This is a genomic window from Methylobacterium sp. (assembly GCF_019750675.1).
Taxonomy (GTDB): Bacteria; Pseudomonadota; Alphaproteobacteria; order Rhizobiales; family Beijerinckiaceae; genus Methylobacterium.
This window is the reverse complement of sequence record NZ_JAIEOF010000025.1, coordinates 1-10,438: the sequence shown is the minus strand read 5'-3', so window position 1 is coordinate 10,438 and position 10,438 is coordinate 1. Positions and strand designations below refer to the sequence as shown.

Sequence of the window (10,438 nt, the reverse complement as noted above, 5' to 3'; positions counted from 1 at the left end):
ACCTGATGGTCAAGGAAGGCCTGATCAACCTCGACTTCGCCGACGTCCGCGCGATCATGCGCGGCATGGGCAAGGCCATGATGGGCACCGGCGAGGCCTCGGGCGAGAACCGCGCCAACCGGGCGGCGGAAGCGGCCATCGCCAACCCGCTCCTCGACGAAGTCTCGATGAAGGGCGCGCGCGGCCTGCTGATCTCGATCACCGGCGGCAACGACCTGACCCTGTACGAGCTCGACGAGGCCGCCACCCGCATCCGCGAGGAGGTCGATTCCGAGGCCAACATCATCCTCGGCGCCACCTTCGACGAGAGCCTCGACGGCATCATCCGGGTCTCGGTGGTTGCCACCGGCATCGAGCCGGCCCTGATCGCCGCCAACTCCCAGAACAACCCCGACATCGTGCAGACCGAGCAGCGCATCGCCGAAGTCGCCGAGCGTCTGCGAGCGGAAGCGAGGGCGCGGGCGGCACAGCCCGCGCCGACCTTTCGCCCCGCCGGACAGGAGCAGCCCGTAGCCGCCCCGGCGGCTCCCGCTGCGGCTCAGGTCCAGGCCGCTCCGGCCCAGGCCCCGGCGCCGATGCAGGCGCCCCGCGCGCCGGAGCCGGTCGCCTTCGCGCCCGAGCCGATGCGGGTGGACCTGCCGCAGGCGCCGGTGATGCGCGACGAGGTGATGCTGACCCAGACGCAGCCCCGCGCCGCCATGGCGTACGAGCCCGCCCCGGTCCAGGCCCCCGAGCCCGCTCCGCAAATGGCCGCCGGTCCGTTCGTGCCGCCGCGTCCGGCCGTGGCCGTCGCCCGCGCTCCCCGCATGCCGCAGATCCAGGACCTGCCGCTTCCCGCCCAGGCCCAACTGCGGGCCCGCGAGGAGCAGCCGGCCGAGCCGGCCGGGGATTCCAAGCGCATGACCCTGCTGCGCCGCCTGGCCACCGTGGGGTTCGGCGGTCGCCGTGAGGAGGCCGAGGCCGCACCGCTTCCGCCGATGCGCGCCCCCGCCCCGATGCCCCAGGCCGCCGCCCCCGTGGAAGCGCCCCGGCGTGCACCGGTGCAGGCACCGCCGGCCTATCGCCCGGCCCAGGGCAACCTGGATCCCCAGGGCCGCGTCGCGCCCCAGCCCCGGATGATGGACGACGACCAGCTCGAAATCCCGGCTTTCCTGCGCCGCCAGGCCAACTGAAGCCGGGCGTCCGACGCCCCACGACCCACCGGCTGAGGTATTTCAGTCACAGGCCCGGAGCCCCACGGCTCCGGGCCATGCTTGTTCTCAAGTCACTGTTCTAAATAGACTTTCGAAATCGCCTGACGAAACCGCGGCTGTAACAGTACGTAAGAATCCGTGATTTGGCCTCGCTTTGCGGCGCAGCTATACGAATTTTGGAACGACAGGCGCGGCGGTTTCAGACCGTCAAGCGCCGGCAGGGGCTTCAAGCAGCGGACGGATCGCCAGGGGCTGAATGCCTATCCCGATGGGATGGGCACGCCCGATCACGGCCGAGGGCTATGGAATGCGAACGAACCAACAGACAACTCTCAAAGCCCCCGCGACCCTGAGCGGCATCGGCGTCCATTCCGGAAACCCGGTCGAGATCACGCTGCATCCGGCGCCCGCCAACCACGGCATCGCCTTCCTCCGCACCGGCATGACCACCGGCAACGACCGTCTCATCAAGGCCCACCACGCCTGCGTCTCCGCCACCGAGCTCTGCACCGTGATCGGTGACGTCGAGAGCGGCGCGGTCGCCACCATCGAGCACCTGATGTCGGCGCTCTACGGCCTGGGGATCGACAACGTCCTCGTCGAGATCGACGGCCCCGAGATGCCGATCCTCGACGGCAGCGCGCTCCCCTACGTACAGGCCATCGACGCCGTCGGGATCGCGTCGTGCGGCGCGCCCCGCCGCTGGATCAAGGTGCTCCGCGCCGTCCGCATCGAGGTCGGCCGCGCCTTCGCCGAACTTCGCCCCATCGACAGGGGCTTTCGCCTCGACGTCGAGATCGATTTCGAGAACCCGGTGATCGGCCGCAGCCGCAAGGCGATGGACCTCACCCCCGCCGCCTACCGCCGCGAGATCGCCGGCGCCCGCACCTTCGGCATGATGCGCGACGTGGAGCGCTACTGGAAGGCGGGCTTCGCCCTCGGCGCGTCCCTCGAGAACACCGTCGCGGTCGGCGAGACCGCGGTCGTGAACCCCGAGGGCCTGCGCTACGCCGACGAGTTCGTCCGGCACAAGTTCCTCGACGCGGTGGGCGACCTCGCCCTCGCGGGCCTGCCGCTCCAGGGTGGCTACCGGTCCTATTGCGGCGGCCACCGCATGAATGTCGGCGTCCTCACGGCCCTGTTCTCCGATCGCGCCAACTACGCCATCGTCGAGGGCGCCAGCACCCGCCGCGAGACCAGCCTGACCGAGTTCGGCGCCAGCCTCGGGATCGCCGCCTTCGTCGGCGATCTGTAGCGCCACCGACACACACCTCTCCTTTCTGCTAAGGGCGTGGCCCGCCCGCCGCTTTCGCGCCCAAATCGCCCTCCACGGTGAATCCAGCGTGAAACGGGACGTCCGTCCGGTGTGCAACGCACCCGGATCGTGGCATGAGGCCGTCAGCCACGCGACCGACCTGACTGTGATGGCTTGACGACGCGCGTCCGAAACGGACCCGTCTGTTGGGGGAAGACCGGAATGCGCCTGAACCAACCCAAAAGCGGTACGATGGCGGCCGTGCTCGTGACCCTGTGCGGCCTCGGCCTGGGTGGCTGCGACGCCCTCGACTCGATCAATCCCTTCGCCGAGAAGTACAAGCCCGAGGTCATCCCGGACGTTCCCGCCGACAAGCTCTACAGCGAGGGCTTGGCGCGCATGGAGGACAAGGATTACGAGGGCGCCTCGAAGAAGTTCGGCGAACTCGACAAGGCCTACAGCTACTCCGACTGGTCGCGCAAAGCGCTGCTGATGACCGCCTACTCGAATTACGAGGGCGCGAAGTACGACGACGCGATCAACGCCTCGAAGCGCTACCTGCAGCGCCACCCGGCGAGCAAGGACGCGGCCTACGCCCAGTACCTCATGGCGATGTCGCACTATAAGCAGATCCCGGACGTGACCCGCGACCAGGACCGCTCCGAGAAGGCGCTCGCCGGCCTGCAGGAACTCGTCCAGAAGTATCCGACCTCCGAATACGCCGCCGACGCCAAGGCCAAGATCCAGATCACCCGCGACCAGCTCGCCGGCAAGGAGATGGAGGTCGGGCGCTTCTACCTCGAGCGCCGCAACTTCCCCGCCGCGATCAACCGCTTCCGCGACGTGGTCAGCAAGTACCAGACGACCCGCCACGCCGAGGAGGCCCTCGAGCGCCTGACCGAGGCCTACATGGCGCTGGGCCTGACCCAGGAGGCGCAGACCGCCGCCGCCGTGCTCGGCCACAACTTCCCCGACAGCCCCTGGTACAAGGACGCCCACGCGCTCCTTCAGAACGGTGGCCTGGAGCCGCGCGAGGAGAAGACCTCCTGGCTCAGCAAGGTCTATCGCGGCGTCATCGGGCGCACCGCCGAGGCCCAGTAGGTCTCCGGCTTCCACGCCCGTCAAGTGCCGCTTTGCCGCTCCCCGAGGGGGGCGGCATCTTTTTGCGTGAAGCCGGCGGCACTTCGCCGTAAACACGGCGCCAGCGTTCACAACGGGACCCCAGACGCGGCATGCTGAGCCAGCTCGCGATCCGCGACATCGTTCTCATCGACAAGCTCGTCCTGAATTTTCGCGATGGACTCAGTGTCCTGACCGGCGAGACGGGCGCGGGCAAATCGATCCTGCTCGATGCCTTCGCCCTGGCGCTGGGCGGGCGCGGCGACGGCCGCCTCGTGCGCCACGGAGAAGGGCAGGGCGCCGTCACCGCCGTGTTCGACGTGCCCCTCGACCATCCGGCGCGGGCGCTCGCGGCGGAGGCCGAGATCGACACCGAGGGCGACCTCATCCTGCGCCGCGTGCAGATGGCCGACGGGCGTACCCGCGCCTTCGTCAACGACCAGGCTGTCGGCGTACAGGCCCTGCGGGCGATCGGCGCGGCCCTCGTGGAGATCCACGGGCAGCACGACGACCGGGCACTCGCCGATCCCACCACCCATCGCGCCATCCTCGACGCCTTCGGCGACCTGCAGGGGCCGCTCGCACAGGTGACGTCGGCGGCCCGGCGGGTGAAGGCTGCGCGCAGCGCCCTCTCGGACCACCGCGCCCGCGTCGCGGCCGCCGCCAAGGAGGCCGACTTCCTCCGCCACGCGGTCGCCGAACTGGAGATCCTGGCGCCCGAGGCGGGGGAAGAGACCACCCTGGCCGAGCGCCGCACGGTGATGCAGCAGAGCGAGAAGGTCGCGCGCGAGCTCAACGAGGCCATCGAGGCCTCCGGCGGCGCCATCGTGTCCCACCTCTCCTCGGCCCTGCGCAAGCTGGAACGGCGGTCCGCGCAGCTGCCCGCCCTGGTCGAGCCCTGCGTGGCCGCCCTCGACACCGCCCTGACCGCCCTCGACGAGGCCCACACCGTCCTCGACGTCGCCCTGCGCGAGGCGGAGTTCGATCCGCGCGAACTGGAGCGGGTGGAGGAGCGGCTGTTCGCGCTCCGCGCCGCATCGCGCAAGTACCAGGTTCCGGTCGACGATCTGGCCGCCCTGCGCGAGCGCTACGCGGCGGATGTGGCCGCCATCGACGCGGGCGAAGAGGCCATGGCGGGCCTGGAACAGACCCTTGCCGACGCGGAGGCCGCCTATGCCAAGGCCGCCACCCGGCTGACGGAGGGGCGCAAGCGTGCGGCCAAGGCCCTCGACGCGGCCGTGAAGGCCGAGCTGCCTCCGCTCAAGCTGGAGCGCGCCCGCTTCATCACCGAGATCGCCACCGATCCGGAATCGCGCGATCCCGCCGGCATGGACCGGGTCGAGTTCTGGGCCCAGACCAATCCGGGGACGCGGCCGGGCCCGATGATGAAGGTCGCCTCCGGCGGCGAGCTTTCCCGCTTCATGCTCGCCCTCAAGGTGGTGCTGGCCGACAAGGGTTCGGCGCCGACCCTGATCTTCGACGAGATCGACACCGGCGTCGGCGGCGCCGTGGCGGACGCCATCGGGGCGCGCCTCGGGCGGCTCTCCACCCAGGTCCAGGTCGTGGCCGTCACCCATGCCCCCCAGGTGGCGGCGCGGGCCGGCACGCACTTCCTCATCGCGAAGGACCCGGTCAAGGGCAGCGACCGGGTCGCGACGCGGGTCGCCTCCCTGGAGGCCCCGGCCCGGCGCGAGGAGATCGCCCGGATGCTGGCCGGCGCCACGGTGACGGACGAGGCCCGGGCCGCGGCCGCGCGCCTGCTGCAGGCGGCCGACGCCTGAGCGCGAGGTGGGTCCGGCGTTAAGGCTTTCTTAACCACGTTCGGTGACACTCGATAAACGGCGAGTGCGCTCCGATTCGGCGCCGGCGTTGGATCGCTCGAACGAGGGACTGAGACGTTGGACCAGAGGATTTGCGACCGCGAGAGGGAGGCCGCGCACGAGAATGCGTGTCAGCCGAACCTGCCCGACGACACGCGCTACCGGCTCGGGACAGCCCTGCGCTCGATCTATGAAGAAACCTGCGACACCCAGCCGATCCCGGACAGCCAGATCGATCTGCTCCTGCGCCTCCGGCACAAGGAGCGCGACCGGCGCCGGATGGACTGACTCGCCTACCAGCGCCGCGAGTTCGGTCGGCGCTTGTATTCCGCTGCCCGGATCTGCGTCAGGACCCGGTCCAGGCTGAGGAGGAGAGACTTCTCCTCGTCGCCCGCCCGCTCGATTTCGTCCTGGCCGGTGCCGAACTGCTGACGCATCCGGGCCATGGACAATTGCCGCTCGAGATCCTCACGCTGCGCGTGCAGATCCAGGAAGGCGGCCTCGGCCGCGTCGGTGCTGCTCGATGTCTCCGTCACGGTTGATCACCTTCCCGCGCCGGTCGGGAACCGGCGACGGAACCCAACGCGCGACGTGGCGAAACCGTGCCATCCCCCCGCGCTGCGGGATCAGCGGAAGCCGCCGATGCGGCGGTCGCGCTTGCGCTCGGCGGCCGGCTGGTAGGCGATCTGGGCGTGGGTGGTGCAGTAGGGCAGTCCGGTGATCGACCGGTCGCCGCAATAGTGGAAGTCCGGCGCGGTCGGGTCGCCGATCGGCCAGCGGCACATGGATTCGCGCAGATCCATGATGGTCACGCGGCGGGTGATCGAGAGCGCCACCGGGGCGACCGTCGATGCCGAGAGCGTCCCGATCGGCATCTCACCCATCGGGATCGCGTCCTCGGCATCCATCACGGCGTCGCCGGGATTGGGACGCGGCGTGCCGGCCGCCATCTCGGCCGACTTGACCCGGCCCGAGAGGCCGAGGCGGTGGATCTTGCCGATGACCGCGTTGCGGGTGACCCCGCCGAGTTGCGTGGCGATCTGGCTGGCGCTCAGGCCCTCCTCCCACAGCCTGCGCAGGTGGTCGACGCGCTCGTCCGACCAGCTCGGGACCGTATCCACCATCGCCCCCTCCGAAATCGTCGCACCCGACCGTTCCGCGTCGCCGCTCCCTCGCGGGGCGCGGGCGCCGTGCCGACACGGCAGGAACCTTCGGATGATGGCCGAACCGACCCCCCGGCCGTCGACGTGGCAAACCGTACAGGAGGCCGTGACGCGGAGGCAAGTGTGCCCCGGCCGGCACGTGCGGCGGACGCGGGGCCTGTCCACCGGCAAAGGATCGGCCGGCGGCAGCCGGCACGCCTCGCCGGATCGGACGCGATGGTCTAGAGCCGGGCGAACCCGCCCCGCGACCGCGCCCGCTCCAGGGGCGATCGGCCCCCGTCCTGACCGCGAGACCCCATGACCGCCCGACCCCCGATCGCCGTGTTCGACCTCGACGGAACCCTGGCCGAGACCGCAGGCGACCTCATCGGTACCCTGAACGTGATCCTGCGCCGGGAGGGACTCCGGACGCTGCCCCTCGAACAGGCCCGGGACATGATCGGGGCGGGTGCCAAGGCGCTGATCCAGCGCGGCTTCACCACGGCCGGCGAGCCGCTGTCCACCGAGCGCCTGGACGCGCTGTTCTCGGACTTCATCGCCCATTACGGCGACCATCTCTGCGAGCAGTCGCACCTGTTCCCCGGCGTGGTCGAGGCGCTCGACGCCCTCCGGGCCCGCGGCTTCCTCCTCGCCGTCTGCACCAACAAGTACGAGGGACAGGCGGTGCGCCTGCTCGGCCTGCTCGGCATCGCCGACCGCTTCGCGACGATCTGCGGGCGCGAGACCTTCCCGTACTTCAAGCCCGATCCGCGCCACATCACCCTGACGATGGAGCGGGCCGGCGGCGATCCGGCCCGCGCCGTGATGGTGGGGGATTCGCGCGCCGACATCGACGCCGCCAAGGCCGCCGGCATCCCCGTGGTGGCCGTGCCCTTCGGCTACACCGACCTGCCGGTGACGGAACTCGGTCCGGATCGGGTCATCGCCCATTTCGACGAGCTCGCCGCCGCCGTGGACGCCCTGGTCCCGGCCGCCTGACGGACCGGACGGCCCCGCGCCACGAAAAGAGGGCCGTCCCACGGGGCGGCCCTTCGTCGTGTCGTGTCTGATATGTCATCCGCTTGATCAAAGCGGATGATGTATCAGCAAGCCCACGCGGCGCTCGAGCGAAGCCCAAATCCGCCATCCCGAAGGGATCAAACGGATTTGGTCTGAGAGACCGATCAGTTGATGCGGTCGGCGAGGTTGGCCGAGTGGGCGTGCTCGCCGGCGATGTAGGGCAGCGCCTGGTTGGCGAACTCACGGCCCTGCGCGTTGTCGCCGTTGCGGGCGTAGGAGGCGTACAGGCCCAGCGTCCGGGCGTCCGAATTGGCCTGCTGGTCGACGTAGGTCCGGTCGAAGTCGCGGCCCGGACGGGCGGACTTCAGGCGGTCGATGCGGCCCTGACCCTCGGCGCCGATGGCGACGCGACGGCCCGGCTCGGAGGGGCTGTTGTCCACGAGGCCGACGCCGCCGAGGACGCCGCCGAAGACCCGCTGGGCGATCGTGGCCGAGATCGTCACCGGGGCGAGCACCACGCCGACCGGGTTGTCGAGGCGGGTCTCGAAGGGCTGCGTGTCGGAGACGACGGTGCCGCCGGCGGTCAGCGAGGTGCCCTCGGGCAGAAGCGCCTGGGTGGTGGCCTTACGCTCCACGAGGACGTTGTGGGCGTACTGGCGGACACGCGGGTTGCGCGAGCGCTCCAGGGCGATGCGGCTCGACTCGATGCTCACCGCATCCGAGCGCAGGGCGGCGGCGCGAAAATCGGAGGTGTCGGTCACGGCCGGCTGGTTGCCGTCGAACTGCGGCGCGACGCGGAAGGACAGCGGCTCCTGCGCGAGCGCCGGGGTGGCGAGGGCGGCGACCGACAGGCCGAGGGCGGCGAGGAGGGACTTGGTCATGGCGGGTTCTCTTTCCGGGGCGCCCGGAGGGCGCCGTTCCTGAATATTCGTTTGCGGTGCGGCAACACGTGGTCCGGCGGGGTGTTCCACCCTGCGTCGCATTGGAGCATTGCGTTCGCGGGGGTGTTCTTCGCCTGCCCCAGCGCCATCGCGGAGCCCTCTGCGACGAGGGACGGCTCCGATGCACTGGCGACAACGCTGCATTCGCGATGCAGTCTGGACCGGCCGAGCGCGCGGCCAGGAGACCCCATGATCGATCCCCAGCCCGTTTTCGACGACCTCACCCGCTTCCATCTCGCCCGCGAGATTCAGCGCTGGGGTTAGTCCATCGGCGCGCATACCTACGGGTGCCCGCGCGTGCTCGAAGCCGATCTCGCCGGCCTGACGATCGGGCGGTTCTGCTCCATCGGGCCGAGCGTCACGATCGCCCTCGGCAATCATCGCACCGACCTCGTGACCACCTACCCGTTCAAGGCTATCGCGGGACTCGTGGGTGGGGCGTTGTGGGGACCGGCCCTGCAGGCCGGGCCGGATCACGACACGCGCGGCGACGTGGTGATCGGCGACGACGTCTGGCTCGGAGCGAACTGCACGATCCTTTCGGGCGTCACCATCGGCACCGGAGCGGTCGTCGGCGCGGGCGCCGTCGTGCGGCGCGACCTCCCGCCCTATGCCATCGTGACCGGCAATCCCGCAGAGGTGGTCCGCCACCGCTTCGATGCGGCGACCATCGCGCGGCTGCTCAGAACGGAGTGGTGGTCCTGGCCGGACGAGCGCATCGCCGAATACCTGCCCCTGATGCTTAGCACGGACATCGCAGGCTTCCTCGACCGGGCGGAGGCGGCGCTGAGTGAGGTGTCTCCCGACTAAGTGTCTCTCACAAAACTCCCGTGGCACCGGGTGCTCAAGGCGAGAACTGTCGACGGTCGGGGTTTTGCGAGGCACTCTAAGGACGGCGCGGGCCTCGACCCCAATGCGTGCCAGTTACGGGCGATATCGATCAAAGCTGCCCCCGGCAGAGAGGAGGTGCGCGTGATCATTGCGGAGCGCGTTCTGAGCTACAGAACCGATGGTTCTGAACTGCAAATCGAGGTGCTCATCTCTACCCCGGAGCGAGACGGCTCTTCATGGGTCTGCCGATACGAGATCGGTTGGCCGCATGAGCGCAGGTACAATTTCAGTGCGGGTATCGATGCGGTTCAAGCTCTTCATCTAACATTGCAGAAGATCTGCATCGACATCTACATGAGCAAATACCATGCGAGCGGTCGTCTGTCCTGGGGAGAGACGGGGGCCGGTTACGGATTTCCCGTTCCCAGGACTGGGCGCGATCTCCTGATTGGCGACGACCTGAATTTCGAGGGCTGAGGGCGTACAGAAGAGCACCTCAATGCGCCTCCTCCCAGTTCAACGCCGCCCGCGCCTCCACCACCAGCGGCACCCGCAGGGTCAGGGCGGGGGCGGGGGCGTCGACCATGATGCGGGTGATCACCGGCAGGGCCTTCTCGACCTCGTCCTCGGGGGCCTCGAACACGAGTTCGTCGTGCACCTGCAGCAGCATGCGCACGTTGAGCCGCTCGGCCTTCAGGGCGTCCTCCATGCGGATCATCGCCCGGCGGATGATGTCGGCGGCCGAGCCCTGGATCGGGGCGTTGATGGCCTGACGCTCGACGCTCGCGCGCTCGTTGGGGTTGTTCGAGCGGATCTGCGGATAGTGGCAGACCCGGCCGAACAGGGTGGTGACGTAGCCGAGGTCCCGGCAGCGGCGCCGGGTGTCGTCGATATAGGCGCGGATGCCGGGGAAGCGCTCGAAATACTGCTTGATGAAGGCGCCGGCCTCCTCGCGGCCGATGCCGAGGCGGTCGGCCAGACCGAAGGCCGAGATGCCGTAGATGATGCCGAAATTGATGGTCTTGGCGCGGCGCCTCAGGTCCGAGGTCATCTCGGCGAGCGGCACCCCGAACATCGCGCTCGCGGTCGCCGCGTGGATGTCGATGCCGTCCGCGAA

At 69.7% G+C, this 10,438-nt stretch carries 12 protein-coding genes; 8 read left to right on the top strand and 4 right to left on the bottom strand.

What is annotated here, in order from left to right; all coding sequences use genetic code 11:
• From K2X24_RS01130 to K2X24_RS01110, 5 genes are all read left to right on the top strand, one after another.
• Positions 1-1,172 (top strand): cell division protein FtsZ (locus K2X24_RS01130; RefSeq protein ID WP_292493900.1); only part of this gene is annotated, 1,172 nt, incomplete at its 5' end.
• 328 nt (positions 1,173-1,500) lie between these two features.
• A complete protein-coding gene (lpxC, locus tag K2X24_RS01125; RefSeq protein WP_292493898.1) occupies positions 1,501-2,448 on the top strand; it encodes a UDP-3-O-acyl-N-acetylglucosamine deacetylase in 948 nt (315 codons plus the stop codon).
• A gap of 222 nt (positions 2,449-2,670) precedes the next feature.
• Positions 2,671-3,549: an outer membrane protein assembly factor BamD gene (locus K2X24_RS01120; RefSeq protein ID WP_292493896.1), complete on the top strand. Its 879-nt coding sequence runs from the start codon at positions 2,671-2,673 to the stop codon at positions 3,547-3,549.
• Positions 3,550-3,680: 131 nt separating this feature from the next.
• Positions 3,681-5,348 (top strand): DNA repair protein RecN, encoded by a 1,668-nt coding sequence (gene recN / locus K2X24_RS01115; protein WP_292493894.1) that lies wholly within the window; start codon positions 3,681-3,683, stop codon positions 5,346-5,348.
• A gap of 117 nt (positions 5,349-5,465) precedes the next feature.
• Positions 5,466-5,675: a hypothetical protein gene (locus K2X24_RS01110; RefSeq protein ID WP_292493892.1), complete on the top strand. Its 210-nt coding sequence runs from the start codon at positions 5,466-5,468 to the stop codon at positions 5,673-5,675.
• Positions 5,676-5,680: 5 nt separating this feature from the next.
• Here the strand turns inward: K2X24_RS01110 and K2X24_RS01105 are convergent, their stop codons facing one another.
• Positions 5,681-5,923 carry a hypothetical protein gene (locus K2X24_RS01105; protein ID WP_292493890.1) on the bottom strand — a complete coding sequence of 81 codons (243 nt, stop codon included), beginning with the start codon at positions 5,921-5,923 and terminating at the stop codon, positions 5,681-5,683.
• Between the two features lie 90 nt (positions 5,924-6,013).
• Positions 6,014-6,511 carry a GcrA family cell cycle regulator gene (locus K2X24_RS01100; RefSeq protein ID WP_292493888.1) on the bottom strand — a complete coding sequence of 166 codons (498 nt, stop codon included), beginning with the start codon at positions 6,509-6,511 and terminating at the stop codon, positions 6,014-6,016.
• Positions 6,512-6,847: 336 nt separating this feature from the next.
• Between K2X24_RS01100 and gph the strand changes: the two genes are divergently transcribed.
• The gene (gene gph, locus K2X24_RS01095; RefSeq protein WP_292493886.1) at positions 6,848-7,528 is read left to right on the top strand and encodes a phosphoglycolate phosphatase; all 681 of its coding nucleotides are present in this window, start codon (positions 6,848-6,850) and stop codon (positions 7,526-7,528) included.
• Positions 7,529-7,713: 185 nt separating this feature from the next.
• On the opposite strand, the gene K2X24_RS01090 is transcribed toward gph, so the two are convergent.
• Positions 7,714-8,430 (bottom strand): DUF4142 domain-containing protein, encoded by a 717-nt coding sequence (locus K2X24_RS01090; RefSeq protein ID WP_292493884.1) that lies wholly within the window; start codon positions 8,428-8,430, stop codon positions 7,714-7,716.
• Between the two features lie 357 nt (positions 8,431-8,787).
• Between K2X24_RS01090 and K2X24_RS01085 the strand changes: the two genes are divergently transcribed.
• On the top strand, positions 8,788-9,300 hold the full coding sequence (locus K2X24_RS01085; protein WP_292493882.1) for a CatB-related O-acetyltransferase: 513 nt from the start codon (positions 8,788-8,790) through the stop codon (positions 9,298-9,300).
• A 162-nt stretch (positions 9,301-9,462) separates the two neighbouring features.
• Entirely contained in the window at positions 9,463-9,798 is a 336-nt protein-coding gene (locus K2X24_RS01080) for a hypothetical protein (protein WP_292493880.1), read from the top strand.
• Between the two features lie 19 nt (positions 9,799-9,817).
• Here K2X24_RS01080 and K2X24_RS01075 read toward each other — a convergent pair.
• On the bottom strand, positions 9,818-10,438 hold a 621-nt coding region (locus K2X24_RS01075; RefSeq protein ID WP_292493878.1), incomplete at its 5' end, for a DNA polymerase.

Bases quoted from the DNA above. Each gene is read 5' to 3' on its own strand.
- K2X24_RS01090 (WP_292493884.1), bottom strand. From the start codon at position 8,430: ATGACCAAGTCCCTCCTCGCCGCCCTCGGCCTGTCGGTCGCCGCCCTC.
- K2X24_RS01100 (WP_292493888.1), bottom strand. From the start codon at position 6,511: ATGGTGGATACGGTCCCGAGCTGGTCGGACGAGCGCGTCGACCACCTG.
- K2X24_RS01120 (WP_292493896.1), top strand. From the start codon at position 2,671: ATGCGCCTGAACCAACCCAAAAGCGGTACGATGGCGGCCGTGCTCGTG.
- gph (WP_292493886.1), top strand. From the start codon at position 6,848: ATGACCGCCCGACCCCCGATCGCCGTGTTCGACCTCGACGGAACCCTG.
- recN (WP_292493894.1), top strand. From the start codon at position 3,681: ATGCTGAGCCAGCTCGCGATCCGCGACATCGTTCTCATCGACAAGCTC.
- lpxC (WP_292493898.1), top strand. From the start codon at position 1,501: ATGCGAACGAACCAACAGACAACTCTCAAAGCCCCCGCGACCCTGAGC.